General features: G+C 69.6%; 12 protein-coding genes and 1 pseudogene. 4 read left to right on the forward strand and 9 right to left on the reverse strand.

Annotated elements, in window-relative coordinates:
• Positions 1-2,140: 2,140 nt before the first annotated feature.
• The 3 genes from J5X75_RS08950 to J5X75_RS08960 all read right to left on the reverse strand — a co-directional run bounded on the left by J5X75_RS08950 (position 2,141) and on the right by J5X75_RS08960 (position 6,338).
• Positions 2,141-2,830: a phosphotransferase gene (locus J5X75_RS08950; RefSeq protein WP_208466859.1), complete on the reverse strand. Its 690-nt coding sequence runs from the start codon at positions 2,828-2,830 to the stop codon at positions 2,141-2,143.
• Positions 2,831-2,965: 135 nt separating this feature from the next.
• The gene (locus J5X75_RS08955; RefSeq protein ID WP_208466860.1) at positions 2,966-5,110 is read right to left on the reverse strand and encodes a 3-hydroxyacyl-CoA dehydrogenase NAD-binding domain-containing protein; all 2,145 of its coding nucleotides are present in this window, start codon (positions 5,108-5,110) and stop codon (positions 2,966-2,968) included.
• Between the two features lie 13 nt (positions 5,111-5,123).
• Positions 5,124-6,338, reverse strand: coding sequence for an acetyl-CoA C-acetyltransferase (locus J5X75_RS08960; protein ID WP_208466861.1), 1,215 nt, complete (start codon positions 6,336-6,338; stop codon positions 5,124-5,126).
• A gap of 113 nt (positions 6,339-6,451) precedes the next feature.
• Between J5X75_RS08960 and J5X75_RS08965 the strand changes: the two genes are divergently transcribed.
• Positions 6,452-7,657 carry a TetR/AcrR family transcriptional regulator gene (locus tag J5X75_RS08965; RefSeq protein ID WP_208466862.1) on the forward strand — a complete coding sequence of 402 codons (1,206 nt, stop codon included), beginning with the start codon at positions 6,452-6,454 and terminating at the stop codon, positions 7,655-7,657.
• Positions 7,658-7,766: 109 nt separating this feature from the next.
• Positions 7,767-9,596, forward strand: a complete 1,830-nt coding sequence (locus J5X75_RS08970; RefSeq protein WP_208466863.1) for an AMP-dependent synthetase/ligase — start codon at positions 7,767-7,769, stop codon at positions 9,594-9,596.
• 49 nt (positions 9,597-9,645) lie between these two features.
• Here J5X75_RS08970 and J5X75_RS08975 read toward each other — a convergent pair whose 3' ends face one another.
• Both J5X75_RS08975 and J5X75_RS45380 read right to left on the reverse strand, forming a co-directional pair.
• Positions 9,646-10,056, reverse strand: coding sequence for a hypothetical protein (locus tag J5X75_RS08975; RefSeq protein WP_208466864.1), 411 nt, complete (start codon positions 10,054-10,056; stop codon positions 9,646-9,648).
• A gap of 171 nt (positions 10,057-10,227) precedes the next feature.
• Positions 10,228-10,866, reverse strand: coding sequence for a hypothetical protein (locus J5X75_RS45380; protein ID WP_274383481.1), 639 nt, complete (start codon positions 10,864-10,866; stop codon positions 10,228-10,230).
• A 309-nt stretch (positions 10,867-11,175) separates the two neighbouring features.
• Between J5X75_RS45380 and J5X75_RS08985 the strand changes: the two genes are divergently transcribed.
• Complete coding sequence (locus J5X75_RS08985; protein ID WP_208466865.1) at positions 11,176-12,237, forward strand: glycoside hydrolase family 26 protein; 1,062 nt, start codon at positions 11,176-11,178, stop codon at positions 12,235-12,237.
• Between the two features lie 39 nt (positions 12,238-12,276).
• Positions 12,277-12,831 (forward strand): riboflavin biosynthesis intermediates N-glycosidase, encoded by a 555-nt coding sequence (gene ybiA / locus J5X75_RS08990; RefSeq protein ID WP_208466866.1) that lies wholly within the window; start codon positions 12,277-12,279, stop codon positions 12,829-12,831.
• 386 nt (positions 12,832-13,217) lie between these two features.
• Here ybiA and J5X75_RS08995 read toward each other — a convergent pair whose 3' ends face one another.
• The 4 genes and pseudogenes from J5X75_RS08995 to J5X75_RS09010 form a co-directional block, all read right to left on the reverse strand.
• Positions 13,218-13,709 carry a pyridoxamine 5'-phosphate oxidase family protein gene (locus J5X75_RS08995; RefSeq protein WP_208466867.1) on the reverse strand — a complete coding sequence of 164 codons (492 nt, stop codon included), beginning with the start codon at positions 13,707-13,709 and terminating at the stop codon, positions 13,218-13,220.
• A gap of 71 nt (positions 13,710-13,780) precedes the next feature.
• Positions 13,781-14,563, reverse strand: a complete 783-nt coding sequence (locus J5X75_RS09000) for a S1 family peptidase (RefSeq protein WP_208466868.1) — start codon at positions 14,561-14,563, stop codon at positions 13,781-13,783.
• A gap of 131 nt (positions 14,564-14,694) precedes the next feature.
• Positions 14,695-15,954: pseudogene (locus tag J5X75_RS09005) on the reverse strand (M14 family metallopeptidase); the annotation flags it as partial.
• Positions 15,955-16,023: 69 nt separating this feature from the next.
• Positions 16,024-16,941 carry an oxygenase MpaB family protein gene (locus J5X75_RS09010; RefSeq protein ID WP_208466870.1) on the reverse strand — a complete coding sequence of 306 codons (918 nt, stop codon included), beginning with the start codon at positions 16,939-16,941 and terminating at the stop codon, positions 16,024-16,026.
• Position 16,942 lies beyond the last annotated feature (1 nt).

Consider the following 16,942-nt stretch of genomic DNA (forward strand, 5'->3'; position numbering starts at 1 on the left):
GTGTGCCCCCTCGGCCGTCTGTTGCAGTTCAGGCTGGCCTGTCCGCGCGCGCGCCCTCTTGGCCCGTTGTCGCGGGTGGGGCCGGGTTGTCTGCTCACCCTCGCCGGCGCCCGCACCCCCAAACCAACCCTCACCACCCGCCACCGGACCAGCTGCCTGCACCCATCGTTGGCCAGCGTCCGCACCGTGAGTGCTTACCGCTTCGGTGGCCTGATCGGTTGCCCGAGCCCATCGTTGGCCAGCGTCCGCACTGCGAGTGCTTACCGCTTCGGCGGCCTGATCGGTTGCCCGAGCCCATCGTTGGCCAGCGTCCGCACTGCGAGTGCTTACCGCTTCGGCGGCCTGATCGGTTGCCCATACCCACCGCTGACCAGCGCCCACATCGCGAACGCTCACCACCTCGGCCACCCGATCAGCCGCCCACACCCACCCCGGCCAGCGCACACAGCGCCACCGACCACTCACACCACCAGGCCCACCACTCCGGCGACCCGATCAGCCACACAGTCACACAGCCCACCCGCGCCGACATCACCTGCCAATCCGACACCCGGCCAGCGGTACTCCAATGCTCACCGCCACAGCAGCCCGACCGGCCCGGACCGGTTGGGATCAGATGAACCACGTATGCATCCCGCCGCCGAGAAACGTGGCGAGAATTGTGACAACAATTTTCACAGTTCACGTCTGCCAGATTGGCATGATCGACTTCTTGTGCGGTCTTACACTTTCCCTTCCGGGTGCAGGACAATTTTCATATGGCCCAGCTCCAGTTGTTTACTGCAAAAAAGATTGTCGCAATGCGCGACCGGCGCGCACGCCGCAACTATTCTCCGGCCGCCGAGGACTTCCGCCGTGAGCATGAGCGCCATCGCGCATGGGGTCTAAGCCAGCGTCACGCACTGCGCTTGCGCCGCGCCCGCACCCAGGCGCTCCCCAGAGTCCATACAGACCTCGTGCCCGAGGCCCACCTTGACTTCGTGCCCGGGCCCTGCGTCGATCCCGTGCCCGAGTGCTGCGTCGATCCCGTGCCCGAGTTTTGCGCTGATCCCGTGCCCGAGTCCTGCGCTGATCCCGTGCCCGAGTCCTGCGCTGATCCCGTGCCCGAGTCCTGCGCCGACCCCGCGCCCGAGTCCTGCGCCGACCCCGCGCCCGAGTCCTACCCCGACTTCGAGCGAGCGCCGCAGGTCCAGGCCCGTGCCCACACCGACGCCCTGTCCATAGTTGAGACCGACACCCCACCCGAGACTCGCACCGGCCCCAACGTCCGGATTCGAATCCCTCGAGTGGCCACCGCCGATGCCGACACTCCACCGGAAACCTGTATCCGCGCCGGCCACGAGCGCCCGGCTCCAGGCTGGAGAAGGCCGAACGAGGGGCTGTTCGTCAACGATCACGGCGCCTGGTGTCAGGAGACTGCACCGCGGCCGGCAACCGGGTTCCGTGTCACCTCAGTGGCTCGGCCATCCACCCAGCGTCGGAGCGGCAACGCGCATACGCATAGGGGACCCGCCGAACCGGATCCGGCCCTGAATTGCTTCCAGAATAATTCCGGACTCGCCTACGGTCAGAGGGAGTGCCGGTTGTCGCATCGTTCCTGGAGAGGCCGATCGCCCCCTATCGCGCGCTGTAACCTTACTGCTGATGCACTTTTCCTGGCCTGGCTTTCGGAATGGTGTGCTACTTCAATGGCGACGCCATGATTCGGCGCGCTCGAATCCGGCTCGCGATGCGCGAGAGTGGCTTGGGGCTGTCCGTTTTCGGTTGGCTGCGCGCTGAGGTCGATCTTGTCCGCGTGCGAATCTGATCGGCACTGATACGGCGCCCGGATCGGGAAGAAGATGAACGGGCAACGCGATCCTGTCCGCGGCGACCGCCCGAGCGGCACACGGGAGCAGGAGAGAGTGAGTGGACAACTCAGCCCGGCCCACGACGACCGGCCGAGAAGGCACGCCGGCACCGGAGACGGTGGAAGGTGTGCAGGCTACCCGGGAGCTGTGGCAGGTGGGCCTTGTCGTCGAAGGGGGCGTCCGGACGGCTCGGGTGGGGATGATGCGGGCGAAGCGGGAGCTGGCGGGGTCGGCAGGTCGCCGGACCGGTGGGCCTCGTTGCCCAGGCCGGTGATGTCGGGGGGCACGGGTTACCCCGGGAAGGTGGCCAGCTCCTTCACGGCCATGGCGAGGCGGGTGTCGAATCCGGAGTGGACCAGTTCGCGGCAGTCGTGGTCGCCGGCGGTGGCCAGGCGGCGGATGTCGTGGATGGCGGCGCTGATGCGGTCGCGGACTTCGCGGATCATGTCGGCGGCGGTGCCCTGCCAGCGGTAGGCGTCGAGGAGCAGCCGCAGCCGGCGGGGGCGGTCGGCGAAGGCGGTCCAGCCTTCGGCGAAGGCGACGTCGCGGGCGTTGAGCGGCACCCAGGCGAAGGCGGTGAAGGCGAGGTCGGCGGCGCGGGTGACGGGGCCGGCGAAGTCCCAGCCGACGAAGCCGGTGAGGCGCTGCCCGGCCCGGGTGGCGTTGTAGGGCGCCACGTCGTTGTGGCCGATGACGAGTCCGGGTTCCCAGGTGCCGCCTTTGCGCCAGACGGCGTCGCCGGGCGGGACGAAGTCGGCGACGGCCTCATGGTATTCGCGCAGCCATTGGGCGACCTGCCAGAGGGTGTCGTCCTGGCGGGTCCATTCGGGCCAGGGGAGCACGGCTCCGGTCCGTACGCCCCGGAGGGTCTGCTCCTCGACCGGCGGCGCGCCGTCGAAGCCGGCGTCCGCCAGGTGCCGTAGCAGGGCCTCGACCGCGGGGGTCCACGGCTCGCCCGGTAACTCCTCGTCCTGATTCATGATCAACCTCCGGCATGGACGGTAGTCCGGAGATCATGGATCATGCATCGGCCGGGTGTCCGACCGGCGGCCGTCAAGTGACGGATATCGCGCAGGCCCGCCCCCCTGTGCGTAGGGGAGCGGGCCGGCAGAGACTCAGGCGAAGATCTCGCCCGCGTCCGCCTTGGCGATCAGCAGCGGCGGCGGGGTGAACCGGTCGCCGTAGCGCTCGGCGAGCTGCCGGGCGCGGGCCACGAAGCCGGGCAGGCCACCTTCGTACTGGTTGATGTACTGGAGCACACCGCCGGTCCAGCCGGGGTAGCCGATGCCGAAGATGGAGCCGATGTTGGCCTCGGCGACCGACAGCAGCACCCCCTCGTCGAGGCATTTCACCGTCTCGATCGCCTCGATGAAGAGCATCCGCTCCTTGAGGTCCTCGAACGGGATGGTCACGTCCGGCTTGGCGAAGGCGGACAGGCCCGGCCACAGCCCGGTGCGCTTGCCGTCGGCGTACTCGTAGAAGCCGGCCCCGCCGGAGCGGCCGGGCCGCCCGAACTCGTCGATCATCCGGTCGATGACCTGGTCGGCCGGATGTGCCTCCCACTGCTGGCCGGCGGCCGAGGCGGCGGCCCGGTACTCGTTGCGGATCTTGCGGGGCAGGGTGAGGGTCAACTCGTCCATCAGCTGGAGCACCGGGGCCGGGTAGCCGGCCTGGCTGCTGGCCTGCTCGATGCTGGCCGGCGCGACACCCTCGGCGAGCATCGCGATGCCCTCGTTGGTGAAGGTGCCGATCACCCGGCTGGTGAAGAAGCCGCGGCTGTCGTTGACCACGATCGGCGTCTTGCGCAGCCGGCGGACCACGTCGAGCGCCCGGCGTACGGTCAGGTCGCTGGTCTTCTCGCCCTTGATCACCTCGACCAGGGGCATCTTGTCGACCGGGGAGAAGAAGTGCAGGCCGATGAAGTCGGCCTGGCGCTGGACGCCCTCGGCGAGCGCGGTGATCGGCAGCGTGGAGGTGTTGGAGCAGAGCAGCGCGTCGGGCGCCACGATGCCCTCGATCTCGGCGAAGACCTTGTGCTTGAGGGCCGGGTCCTCGAAGACGGCCTCGATCACCAGGTCGGCGCCGGCCAGGTCGGCCACCTGGTCGGTGGCGGTGATCAGGTCGAGCAGGGCGCGGCCCTTGTCCTCGGTGATCCGGCCGCGGCCGACGTCCTTGGCGACGATCTTCTCCGAGTAGCCCTTGCCGCGGACGGCGCCTTCGAGGGAGACGTCGCGCAGGACCACCGGCAGGCCGGCGCGGGCGCAGACGTACGCGATGGCGGCGCCCATCATGCCGGCGCCGAGCACGGCCACCTTGGTGATCGGCGGCACCTCGCCGATGTCGCGCTGGCTGACCTCGTTCAGGTCGAAGAAGAACGCCTTGATCATGTTCTTGGCGACCGGGCCGGTGACCAGCTCGACGAAGTAGCGCGTCTCGATGACGAACGCGGTGTCCACATCGACCTGGGCGCCCTCGACGGCGGCCGACAGGATGTTGCGCGGCGCCGGGTAGAACGCGCCCTTGAGCTGCTTGCGCAGGTTCGCCGGGAAGGCCGGCAGCATCGAGGCGAGCGCCGGGGTGGACGGCGTGCCGCCGGGGATCTTGTAGCCCTTGGTGTCCCACGGCTGGGCGGCGGCCGGGTTCGCGGCGATCCACTCCCGGGCGGCGGCGATCAGCTGCTCGGGCGTCTCCACGATCTCATCGACGAGTCCCAGTTTGTGCGCCGCGCCGATCCGGTGCCGGGTGCCCTGGAGCAGCACCTGGGTCAGAGCATTGACAAGACCGAGCAATCTCACGGTACGGACGACGCCGCCACCCGCCGGGAGCAGGCCGAGGGTGACCTCGGGGAGGCCGATCTCGGTCTTCGGGTTGTTCAGCGCGATCCGCCGGTGGCAGGACAGCGCCAGTTCCAGCCCGCCGCCGAGGGCCGACCCGTTGATCGCGGCCACGACCGGTTTGCCGAGCGTCTCGAGCCGCCGCAGCTGGCCCTTGACCCGGGTGGACAGGTCGAAGACGTCCTGGCCGCGGTCGGCCGGTACGGAGCCGAGCTGGTCCAGGTCACCGCCGGCGAACCAGGAGTTCTTCGCCGAGGTGATGATGACGCCGGTGATCTGGTCGCGTTCGGCCTCCAGGCGGGAGACGGTGGCCTCCATGCTGGCGACGTACGCGTCGTTCATGGTGTTGGCGCCGCGGCGCGGGTCGTCGAGGGTGAGCACGACGATGCCGTCGTCACCGCGGTCGTAGCGAATGGTGTCAGTCACTGTCGGTTCTCCCTCAGAGCCGTTCGACGATGGTGGCGATGCCCATGCCGCCGCCGATGCAGAGCGTGGCCAGGCCGTATCGCCCGCCGCGCCGCTCCAGTTCGTCGACGAGGGTGCCGAGGATCATGGCGCCGGTGGCGCCCAGCGGGTGGCCCATGGCGATCGCGCCGCCGTTGACGTTGACCTTCTCCGGGTCGAGTTTGAGGTCGTCGATGAAGTGCAGCACGACGGCCGCGAACGCCTCGTTGATCTCGACGAGGTCGAGGTCGTCGACGGTCAGGCCGGCCTTGGCGAGGGCCTTGCGGGCGGCCGGGGCCGGGCCGGTCAGCATGATGGTGGGGTCGGCGCCGCTGAGCGCGGCCGACACGATGCGGGCGCGCGGGGTGAGCCCGGCGCGCTGCCCGGCCCGCTCGGAGCCGATCATGACCAGGGCCGCGCCGTCCACGATGCCGGAGGAGTTGCCGGCGCTGTGCACGTGGTTGATCTTCTCGACCCAGTGGTATTTCTGGAGTGCCACGGCGTCGAAGCCGCCCTGGTCGCCGATGGTGGCGAAGGAGGCGGGCAGCTTACCCAGACTCTCCACCGTGCTGTCCGCGCGGATGTGCTCGTCGCGGTCGAGGATCAGCAGGCCGTTGCGGTCGCGGACGGGGACGACGGAGCGGTCGAACCAGCCGTTCTGCCAGGCCTTCGCCGCCTTCTGCTGGGAGCCGACGGCGAAGGCGTCGACGTCCTCACGGCTGAACCCGTCCATCGTGGCGATCAGGTCGGCGCTGATTCCCTGCGGGATGAAGTCGGTGTTCAGCGCGGTGTCCGGGTCCATGGCCCAGGCGCCGCCGTCGGAGCCCATCGGCACCCGCGACATCGACTCGACGCCACCGGCGAGGACCAGGTCCTCCCAGCCGGAGCGGATCTTCTGGGCGGCGATGTTGACCGCCTCCAGACCGGAGCCGCAGAAGCGGTTGAGCTGGACGCCGGCCGTTTCGTACGGCAGGCCGGCGGCCAGTGCCGCGGTCTTGGCGATGTCGGAGCCCTGGTCGCCGAGCGGGGACACCACGCCGAGGACCACGTCCTCGATGTCGGCCGGGTCCACTCCCGGGTAGCGTCGCCGCAACTCGTCGATCAGGCCCACCACCAGTGAGATGGGTTTCACCCCGTGCAGGGATCCGGTCTTCTTCCCCCTGCCGCGCGGCGTGCGCACGGCGTCGTACAGATAGGCCTCGGTCGTCATCGACTGCTCCCCTGGATGCGAATTGCGGCTAACTTTTGCCGATGTTTCCGCTAGGTGTCAAGGATACGGAGACGAAGGTCGGGCGAACCACAGATCACCGATAGGCTGTCATCATGAGCATCGCCGCGGCCGGCGAGCCGGCCCCAGCCGAGGTCCGCAAGCGGCCGAAGAACCGTAAGACGCAGCTCGCCCTGGCCGCTGCGGAGATGTTCTGTGACCGGGGTTACCACGGGGTGAGTCTCGACGAGATCGCCACCGTGGTCGGGATCAGCGGTCCGGCCATCTACCGCCACTTCCCGAACAAGTACGCGATGCTGGTGCACGCCACCCGCCAGCTGGCCGACGCCGTGCTGGCCGCCACCGACCTGCCCGACGGCCCCGATCCCGGGCAGCGGCTCGACCGGTTGCTGGCGGTGCTGGCCCGGCTGGCCGTCGAGCACCGCCGGGTGGCGGGGCTCTACCAGTGGGAGTGGCGCTATCTGACGCCCGAGCACCGGGAGGAGTTCATGGTCCGGCTCGGGGTGCTGGCGGAGCGTCTGGCCGTACCGTTGCGGGATCTGCGGCCGGAGCTCTCCGGCCGGGACGCGGCCGCGATGGTCCGTGCCGCTCTCAGCGTGTTCGGCAGCCTGGGCACGCACCGGGCGGCGATCGCGCGTGGCCGGGGTGAGGCGGTCCTGCGCCGCGTGGCCTGGGCGGTGCTGCGTGACGAGCCGGCGACGCCGGCGGCGCCCACGACGGAGTACCCGGAACCCGAACCGGCGCTGGGGGTGACCGCGCGCCGGGAGATCCTGCTGGCCGAGTCGGTCAAGCTCTTCCATCGGTACGGCTACCACGCCGTCGGTGTCGAGGACATCGGCCGTGCCGCGGGGATCAACGCGTCCAGTGTCTATCGTTACTTCCCCGGCAAAGCCGACATCCTGGCCGCCGCCTTCTACCGCGCCTCGGAGCGGGTGGCCGAGTCGACGGCCGCCGCCCTGGCGGGAGCCGCCGACGACGAGGACGCGCTGCGCCGGATGGCCGAGTCCTACGTGGAGCTGACCTTCGAGCGCAGCGCGCTGGTGTCGGTCTACCTCGCGGAGAACAACAACCTGCCCGAGGTCGACCGTCATGAGCTGCGCAAGATGCAGCGGCTGCACGTGGAGGAGTGGGTCCGGCTGCTCGGCCGGCTGCGCCCGGGACTGCCCGTCCCGGAGGCCCGGGTGCTGGTCCACGCCGGTCTCAACCTGGTCACCGACCTGAGCCGGCTGGTCCGTTTCGATCGTCGTTCGGGCATGGACCGGCATCTGGTCCGGCTCGCTCTGACGGTGCTCCATGCCTGATCGGCGACGAAAAAGTTAGGCCGGATTCGCTCCTTGCCTTCCCAGGAAGTTAGTGCGCGTTTACAGTCGCGCCATAGCCGTCCGTCTTCGGCTCTCCAGGAGGCAGCTCATGGATCCCGCCCTTGCACAGCGATGCGCCGACATCGCCCGCGACCTGACGATTCCCGCACTGCTGCACCGCAACGCCACCGAACACCCCGATCTGCCGGCGCTCAGTTCGCTCGGCTCACCAGAGACGCTGACCTGGCGGCAGCTGCGCGACGAGATCGCCGTGGTCTCCCGCGGGCTCGCCGATCTGGGGCTGAGTTCCGGCGACCGGCTGCTGATCATGATGTCCAGCCGGCCCGAACACTGGATCGTCGACCTGGCCGCCGCCCACCTGGGCGCCGTCCCGTCGACCGTCTACGCCACCCTCTCCACCGACCAGTTGCGCTACCTGGCCCGGCACAGCCGCGCCGAGATCGTCGTCCTGGAGAACCAGGCGGCACTGGAACGCTGGCAGCCGATCCTCGACGAGGTGCCGGAGATCCGCCGGGTGGTGGTGGTCGACGCGGAGAACACCGGCGACACCGACCGGGTGGTCTCGCTGCGCCAGGTCGCCGTCCGTGGCTCGGCCGCACATCAGGCCGACCCGGCCGCGTTCGAGAAGGCGTGGCGGGAGGTCCGGCCGGACCAGCCGGTCACCCTGCTCTACACCTCCGGCACCACCGGCGACCCCAAGGGCGTGGTGCTCACCCACCACAACGTCATCTATCAGACGGTGGTCATGCGGCACACCATCGACACCCCGGATCACACCGAGTCGCTGGCCTACCTGCCGCTCGCGCACATCGCCGAACGCGTCCTCGGCGTCTACAACCCGATCTACCGGGCCGGGCACGTCACCATCTGCTCCGACCCGGCCCAGCTGCTCGCCGGGCTGGTCCGGATCCGGCCGGTGTCGTTCTTCGGCGTACCCCGGATCTGGGAGAAGATGGTCGCCGGTGTGCAGGGGCAGCTCGCCGCCGCCGACCCGCAGGTCAAGGCGGCCGTCGACATGGCCCGGGAGGTGGCGCTCCAGGTCTACCGGCTGCGCGGCGCCGAACAACCGGTGCCGGCGGAGCTGGCCGCCAAGCACGCCACCCTGGACGCCCAGGTGCTCAAGCCGTTGCGCGCCCGGCTCGGCATGGACGACATGCTGTGGGCCGGCAGCGGCGCGGCGCCGATCCCGGTCGAGGTGCTCGACTATCTGGCCAGCATCGGGATCGACGTGCTCGAGGTGTGGGGCATGACCGAGACCACCGGTACGGCGACGATCAACACGCCGGAGCACTTCCGTACCGGATCGGTCGGGCGGCCCAACGGCGGCATGGAGATCAGGCTCGCCGAGGACGGCGAGATCCTGGTACGCGGACCGCTGGTCTGCGCCGGCTACCTGCGCGCCGACGGCGGCATCGAGCCGGTCACCGACGCCGACGGCTGGCTGGCCACCGGTGACGTGGGCGTCCTCGACGACGAGGGCTTCCTCACCATCACCGACCGCAAGAAGGAACTGATCATCAACTCGAGCGGGAAGAACATCTCACCCGCGCAGATCGAGAACCTGCTGCGGGCGCATCCGCTCATCGCGCAGGCGGTCGCGGTGGGTGACCGGCGGCCGTACGTGACCGCGCTGATCGTCCTGGACGAGGAGATCGCCCCGCTCTGGGCCCGGTCCAAGGGCCTGCCGTCCAGTGCGATCGCCGAGCTGGCCGGCGATCCGGTGCTGATCGCCGAGATCGAGGCGGCGGTGGCCGTCGCCAACGCGAAACTGTCCCGGCCGGAGCAGGTCAAGTCGTTCCGGATCCTGTCGCGTTCGTGGACCCCGGAGACCGGGGAACTCACCCCGACGCTGAAGCTGCGCCGCCGGGTGATCCAGGAGCGCTACGCCGGCGAGATCGGCGCACTGTACGGCGGATGAACGGCACCGGCCGGAACAGCACTGTTCCGGCCGGTGACGTCAACAACACTCAGCGGCAGAAGATGCGCCATCCCCGGGCGAAGCCGGTGTCGTAGCCGCGCTCGTAACCGCGCTCGTAGGCGTTGCGGTAGCCGCCGCCGTACCGGTAGTTGTAGCCGCCTGCCTTGCGGCAGAACCGCTTGGCCTGACGGAAACCTTCCTCGTATCCGCGGTCGAATCCTGCCCGGAAGGCGCCCCGCTCGCCGTAGCCGCGGTAGACGTCGTCGTAACGGTCCCGGTAGCGGTCCCGGTAGCCGTAGTCGAAGTCGTCGTCATCGTCCGGCGGCGGGTAGACCGAGGCGACGGTCATCACGGCGCTGGTGTCCGGCGCGGCCATCGCGGGCGATCCGGTCAGTGACGTTCCCACGGTCGCCAGGACGAGCGTGCTGGCGGCCAGGACACAACTCTTGCGAAGTTTCATGAGTACTCTCCCCGTTGTCGCCGGAGCCTTTTGTGGCGGTCCGGCACTCGGCAAAAAAGCTACGCCTCAAGTCCGCGGGCATCCGGCGAAACGGCGTGGCAGAGACGTTCGGCCGGATTTCTGCGGTCGTTCAGGTAACCGCGCGCGAACGATCCCGCGGAGTGGTATCAATCAGCGGCAGTTCTTGCCGGACCCCTTCGCGAAGCCCGACTCGAATCCCTGCGCATAGCCGCGCTCGAAGGAGCCGTCGCCCTTCGTGGGCGCCTCGCGGTATCCCGACGGGCGCTGGCACGACTTCTTGGACAGCTTGAGGCCGTCCTTGAAGCCCTCCTTGAAGCCCTTCTTGAACTGCTTCTTCGACGACTTCCCGATGTCGCGGTAGTCGCCCGGTTTGCGGTCGTCGTCCTGGTAGCCACCGGGCCTGCGGTCGTCGTCCTGGTAGCCGCCGCCGGGCATTCCACCAGGCATTCCACCAGGCATTCCACCAGGCATTCCGCTGTCGCCCGGGTAACCGCCCCCGCCGGGGTAGCCTCCTCCGCCGGGGTAGTCGCCGCCGCCCGGATAGCCGCCTCCGCCGGGGTAGCCGCCTCCGCCCGGGTAGTCGCCCCCACCCGGATAGCCGCCTCCACCGGGGTAGCCGCCTCCGCCGGGATAGCCGTCGCCGTACGGGTCGCCGGGTGGCGGGTAGTCCGCACCCACCACGACGGTGTCCGGCGCGGCCACGGCCGGAGCGGCGGTGGCGAGGGTGAGGCCGGCGGTCGCCAGGACGAGGCATCCGGTGGCCAGAACGCGATTCTTACGAATTTTCATCAATCAATCTCCTGATTCTCACCGAGGTCGCCGGAACGGCGTCCCCGGCACTCGCCGATGAAGTTACGTGCCATTTCGGTCACCGTCCGGGAAACGGCCGACACGGTGGGGGCCGAGCCGGTGGCAACCGGACAAGAATGCCCGCGGAGCCCTTGTCGGACATGGTGGAAAGTGCCCGGGATCCGGCTGTGGGCTTGGTCATCCGGCTGTTCAGCTGACACGGGTTCCGCGCGGGTAGGGCATGATGAGGCGGATTCACGGGTCGTCTCATCGGGGGTGGGTGTCGTTTTGGAGCCGGGCAACGGGCGTGTGCTGAAGCGCCGTCAGCTGCTGACCCTGCTGGCTCTCACCGGCGCCGCCGGCTGCGGCTCGGCGTCGTCGGCGGAGACGCCGGCCGCGCGGGCGGGAGGGACGCCACCGGCCCCCGCGCCGCCGTCCGCGTCCCCCGGGGCCACCGCCCGGCTCGGCCCGGCGATGACCGTCACCTCCAGCGCTCCGGCCCCATCCGCCTCGGTGTCCACCGTGGCGTCGTCCGGTCTCGGCGGCGCCGTCCAGGCCCCGGCCGACCAGGTGATGCTCGGCTCCTATCTGGCGCTCGGCGGCAAGACCTTCCAGCAGAGCCTCGCCCTGCGCCGCAAACAGCTGGGCCGGGAGCAGCGGATCGTCCACCGCTTCTACCCGTGGGACGGCTATGTGCCCAGCTCCGAGCCGGAGGTCGCCAAGAGCAGCGTCCTGATGGTCTCGTGGCACGGCGCCCCCTACGCCGGCATCCTCGACGGCAGTTCGGACGGCAACATCCGCTCGGTCGCCCGCAAGCTCAAGGGCATGAAGCGTCCCATCCTGCTGCGCTGGGGCTGGGAGATGAACGGCGACTGGTTCGAGTGGGGCGGCGCCCGGAACGGGCAGAGCGCCGCGAACTATGTGAAGGTGTGGCGCCGCCTGCACCGCGTCTTCGCCGAGCAGGGCGCCGACAACGTGTCCTGGGTGTGGAGTCCCAACTGGAACTCCTCGCCCGGGGACTCCTGGAACCGGGTGCAGGGCTACTACCCCGGCGACGACTACGTCGACTGGGTCGGCATCTCCGGCTACAACTTCTTCAACGAGACCCCGTCGACCCTGTTCGACCCGATCACCGACCGGTTCGGCGGCAAGAAGCCGATCATCCTGTCGGAGACCGCCGCGGTCCAGGGCAAAGCCAAGTGGATCAAGCAGCTGCACACCTGGGTCGAGAAGACGCCCGCGGTCGGCGCCGTCGTCTGGTTCGACACCGACATCCAGGAAGGCACCGACAACAACTTCCGCTTCGACACCGACTCCGCCGCGCTCGCCGCCTACCGGGCCATGGCGCGCAGCTCACGCTTCAGCGGTTAATCATTTGATCGTACGGGCGGGGCGGGCAGACTTGCGGGCATGTCCGGAGTGATGCGAACCGTCGACGACCTGGTGGTGGCCGAGGCCGAGGAGCAGCGGCTGAAGTTCCTGTTCTTCTGGGGGCACCAGCTCGAGCACGACGGCGGCATCGGCGCCGGTTGTCTCAGCCAGTGGTTCCCGTCGCCGTTCACCGCGGAGGGCACGCGTTTCGCCACGGCCGAGCACTACATGATGTGGCGCAAGGCGGTGCTGTTCGGCGATCACGCCATGGCGCAGCGGATCCTGGCCGCCGGGCACCCGCACGAGGCGAAGCAGCTGGGCGGCCGGGTGGCCGGTTTCGATCAGAGGAAGTGGAACGAGCACCGCGTACCGATCGTGGTGGCCGGCAATCTGGCGAAGTTCGGCGGCGACCCGGCGCTGCGCTCCTACCTGCTGGGCACCGGCGACCGGATCCTGGTCGAGGCCAGCCCGCGGGACCGGATCTGGGGCATCGGCCTGTCCCGCGACGACGACGCCGCCTCGTCCCCGTCCCGCTGGCGCGGCCTCAACCTGCTGGGTTTCGCCCTCATGCGGGTCCGCGAGCAGCTGCGGTAGCGTCCGTCCGTGCCGAAGCCGCGGATCATCGAGTCCATCGACCGGAACCGTCCGTCCTTCGAGGACCCGTCACGGCCCCGGCCGGTGCGGATCCACCTGTGGGAGCCGGACACCGGCGACCCGGACCGGCTGGTGCTGCTGTCGCACGGCACCGGCGCCGCCGGGCCGGATCTGGCCTGGCTGGCCGAGCCGCTGACCCGGGCCGGTTTCCTGGTCGCCGCCGTGGACCACCCCGCCCGAGCAGATCGCGCTGCGCTACCTCGACCTGATTCCGGGCGCGACGGGCCGCACCCTGGGCGAGGATGTCGAGCACCACCACCTGTTCCCGGACGACCCGGCGGGCGCCGGCGCCCGTGCCGACGCGGCGGCCGGGGCGGTCGCCTTCCTCACGGCAGCGTCAGAGTCTGACGGGGTGCGTAGCCGTCGCGTTTGAGCCAGTGATCGGTGTAGACGATCCGGGCCGGGCTGATCACCCCGAGCACGCAGCGTGACGGGTCGGCGAGGAAGCCGGTGCGTTCGGCCTCGTCGATCCGCGGGCTGACCACCCGCCAGTGCTCGTCGAAGCCGGGGTCGGCGGGGGCCAGCACCCGGGCGGTCCCGAAGAGCTGTGCCCCGCGGCTGCTCTCCGGCCCGGCGAGCGGGGCGAAGATCCCGGCCGAGATTCGCGGGTCGGCCCGCAGGTTCCGGATCTTCGGCGAGCTGCCGAGCGCGGTGAAGACCAGGGTGAACTCCCGCGAGAAGTAGCGGACCGGTGTGGCGTGCGGCGCCCCGTCCGGGTCGTTGGTGGCGAGCACGCACATGTTCAGCGTCGCGAACAGGTTGAGGACCCGCTCCGCGAGCCAGTCCGGTTCCAGTACCCGGGTGGGCTTGATCGTCATCCGTTCAGCAAACACCCGGGCGCCCGCCGGATGAACGGCGGGCGCCCGGAGTGCGGGGAACGGAGGTGCGGTCAGCCGCCGAGGCTGGTGGCGGCGGAGCGGATGGCGGCGGAGAAGTAGCTGACCTGGGTGTAGACGCCCGGCTTGTTCGGGCGGGCGCAACCGTCGCCCCAGCTGACGATGCCGACCTGGACCCAGCCGGACGCGCCCTGGCGGAACATCGGGCCGCCGGAGTCGCCCTGGCAGGTGTCGACGCCGCCGGAGGTGTAGCCGGCGCAGATCTCCTCGGCGGCGATCACCTCGCCGCCGTACATGGCGGAGGAGTTGCAGGTGGCGTCGCTGACGAACGGGACGGTGGCCTTGAGCAGGTAGCGCTGCTGGGAGCCGCCCTCACTGGCCGCGCCCCAGCCGGCGATGGTGAACGTGCCGCTGTCGTACGCCGTGGACGTGACGATCGGCAGCGTGGCGATGCCGGTCACCGGGCTGGCGAGGCGGATGAACGCCCAGTCGTCGCCGTTGCCGTTGTAGCCGGGCGCCCGGTAGACGTAGTTGGACCTGCGGGTGATGCGGCTGGACGACTGGAGGTCGACGACCCCGAGCGTGGCGGTGATCGACGTGTTGGCGCCGGTGCGGCTGACGCAGTGGGCGGCGGTGAGCACGAGCGTCGGGCTGTAGAGCGCGCCGCCGCATCCCATCGAGAGCCGGACCATCCACGGGAATTCACCCTGGGCGGCGCGGGTGCCGCCGACGACGTACGGAGTGACGGGGTCCGAGGCCGCCGCCGGGCTGGGGGACATGGTGGCGGCGGTGACGACCGCGGCCAGTATCGCCAGAAGGGTTCGCCATCTGCGCATCTCGGTTCTCCTCTGATTCCGGGGGTGCACCGAGCTTCGCATTTAAGTGCATCGATATAAACATCCCGGCTCGCTTATATCGCGAGCGGGCGGTCCCGGCACGCGCCGGAACCGCCCGGAGGCGAGATTCAGCAGTAGGTGGACTGCTTGTTGATCACCTTGTACGGGCAGTCCGCCGCCTCGGCCAGCATCAGCGCCGCCGTCCGGTTGCGGGAGGTCTGCGCCGGGATCACGCTGGCCGGCGGGTAGAAGCCGCCACCGCCCGAGCTGCCCGGGTACAGCTCGAAGGTGTACGCGAAGATCTTGTGCACGCCCCACAGCCAGTCGAGCGAGTCACCGTCGGTGATGTAGAGGTCGCTGGACTGTTGCGGGGTGTAGCCGTTGGTGGCCGCCATCTGCCGCCCCAGGGTGGCGAACGTGTTGGCCTGGTCGGCGTTCATGCCGGTGGCGGTGTTCGCCGTGGTGTGCCCGTACGGCCACAGCACCAGCTGCGAGTAGGAGTGGAAGTCGATGGCCACCTTGATCTGCTGCACCCCGCCGACGACCCGGCTGTTGACGAAGTCCCGGATGACCCGGGTCTCCGGCGCCGAGAACGCGGACGGACCGCGGTAGGTGGCCGACGACGTGCTGCCGGACGAGCCGCCGCAGCAGCCCCAGTTGTAGCCGTAGTTGCGGTTGAGGTCGGTGCCGACGTAGCTGGAGCCGCTGTTGGGCTGCCGGTTCTTGCGCCACGACCGGTAGCTGCCGGTGGCGATGTCGTACTCGACGCCGTCCGGGTTGACCATCGGGACGATCCAGATCTCCCGGGTGTCCACGATGTTCTTGATCCGGGTGTCGGTGGCGTACGACCTGGTGAACTGCCCGAGCAGGTAGAGCGCCTGCTCCACGGTCAGGTGCTCACGCGCGTGGTGGTTGGCGTCGAACAGCACCTCGGGCTCGGACTCGTCGGTGCCCACGTTGTCGGAGATCTTCACGGCCACGATCTGCCGGCCCTCGTACGACGTGCCGAGCACCCGCTTGCTGGCGATCGCCGGGTACGCGGCCACCACCGAGTTGATCTCGGCGATCGTCTCGGCGTAGTTGTGGTAGGCCGAGTCCGCCGGCGGGAAGTCGAGCGTGCGCAGCGCCGGTTCGACGGTGAAGCCGAGCCGCTTGAGCCGGGACACCTCGGCGCCGGTGGCGGTCACCGTCGCGACACCGTGCTCGATGTCGTCGATCGCCACACCGGCGCGGGTGATCGTGTTGCGCTGGGCCAGGGTGCGGACGTCGTAGATCTCGTACTCGCCGGCGGGGTCGGGCACCGTCTCGGCGGTGGCGGGGGAGGAGGCGCTGATCGCCGCGGTCGCGCACATCGCGACCGCGGCGAGCACCGCGAGGGACCGTCGTCTCATGAACGACCTCCGGATCTGGGGAAGACAGTGCTCACAGCAAACCCCCAGAGATAGAAGGTCAGCAATGCATCAGGCCATGTCAATATTCCCCTGGTCCTGACGTGATGGCCGGCGCAGCTCGGCCGGAAGATCGTCCGGCGGAGGCGGCGCGCCCAGGTCCGAGGGCCGGTAGCCGCCCGGATAGCCAGGGTACGTGTGGTTGCTCTTCGGCCTGCCGAGAACCGACTCGCGGCGCGGCGGGAAGAATCGCAGCGCCCCGGCGCGGGCTTTCAGACCGGCTCCGGCCAGGGCGCCGACCCATGCGGGCGCCGGCTCGAACCCGAACGCCCGCAGCATCCGGTCGTCGAGCATCCCGCGGACGCCCAGGCGCACCGCCGGGCGCGCGAACCCCGGGAACCAGCCCGCGAACAGGCCGACCGTGTACTCCCCGATCTCACGGTTGGTGTCCGAATAGACGAAGTGCTTCTCCTCGTACGAATCCTTGAAGTTCCGGAAATCCGGAAAGGTCTGCGGGATCTCCTTGATCCCCATCCGCCGGCCGACCTCGCGGTAGTAGTAATAGGCGGCCAGCTTCTCGTTCGAGTGCAGCGGGCGCCAGCCCCACCGGGTGATCCAGTCGATCGGGTCGTAGATGAACGTCGACAGCACGTACAGCATGTCGTCGTTGCTGATCGTGTAGTGGCCGTGCGCCCGGTTCACCACCCGCAGCGCCTCCCGGCCGCGGTCCGAGTCGTAGCCGTGCGCCGCCATCTCCGCCATCAGCAGCGCCGTGTCGTCGTACCGTCGCTGTGGTCTGTCCCGGAATTCGCCGGTCGCCGCCAGCAGCCGGGAGATGCTCGGCACGCAGTAGGTGCGGAACAGCGCGAACTCCAGCGCCCGGGTGTAGTCCCAGGGGAACTCCTGCCCGGACGAGATCTGGTAGATCTCCAGGTGGTCGGACTCCGGGTCCAGGGCGGCGATGCGTCTCGCCAGGTCGAAACGGCCCATC

This window comes from Actinoplanes flavus (assembly GCF_017592555.1).
GTDB lineage: Bacteria > Actinomycetota > Actinomycetes > Mycobacteriales > Micromonosporaceae > Actinoplanes > Actinoplanes flavus.

Coding starts and splice junctions, on each gene's coding strand:
- J5X75_RS45380 (WP_274383481.1), bottom strand. CDS start 10,866: ATGAAAATTCGTAAGAATCGCGTTCTGGCCACCGGATGCCTCGTCCTG.
- J5X75_RS08975 (WP_208466864.1), bottom strand. CDS start 10,056: ATGAAACTTCGCAAGAGTTGTGTCCTGGCCGCCAGCACGCTCGTCCTG.
- J5X75_RS08970 (WP_208466863.1), top strand. CDS start 7,767: ATGGATCCCGCCCTTGCACAGCGATGCGCCGACATCGCCCGCGACCTG.
- J5X75_RS09000 (WP_208466868.1), bottom strand. CDS start 14,563: ATGCGCAGATGGCGAACCCTTCTGGCGATACTGGCCGCGGTCGTCACC.
- J5X75_RS09010 (WP_208466870.1), bottom strand. CDS start 16,941: ATGGGCCGTTTCGACCTGGCGAGACGCATCGCCGCCCTGGACCCGGAG.
- J5X75_RS08960 (WP_208466861.1), bottom strand. CDS start 6,338: ATGACGACCGAGGCCTATCTGTACGACGCCGTGCGCACGCCGCGCGGC.
- ybiA (WP_208466866.1), top strand. CDS start 12,277: ATGTCCGGAGTGATGCGAACCGTCGACGACCTGGTGGTGGCCGAGGCC.
- J5X75_RS08950 (WP_208466859.1), bottom strand. CDS start 2,830: ATGAATCAGGACGAGGAGTTACCGGGCGAGCCGTGGACCCCCGCGGTC.
- J5X75_RS08995 (WP_208466867.1), bottom strand. CDS start 13,709: ATGACGATCAAGCCCACCCGGGTACTGGAACCGGACTGGCTCGCGGAG.
- J5X75_RS08965 (WP_208466862.1), top strand. CDS start 6,452: ATGAGCATCGCCGCGGCCGGCGAGCCGGCCCCAGCCGAGGTCCGCAAG.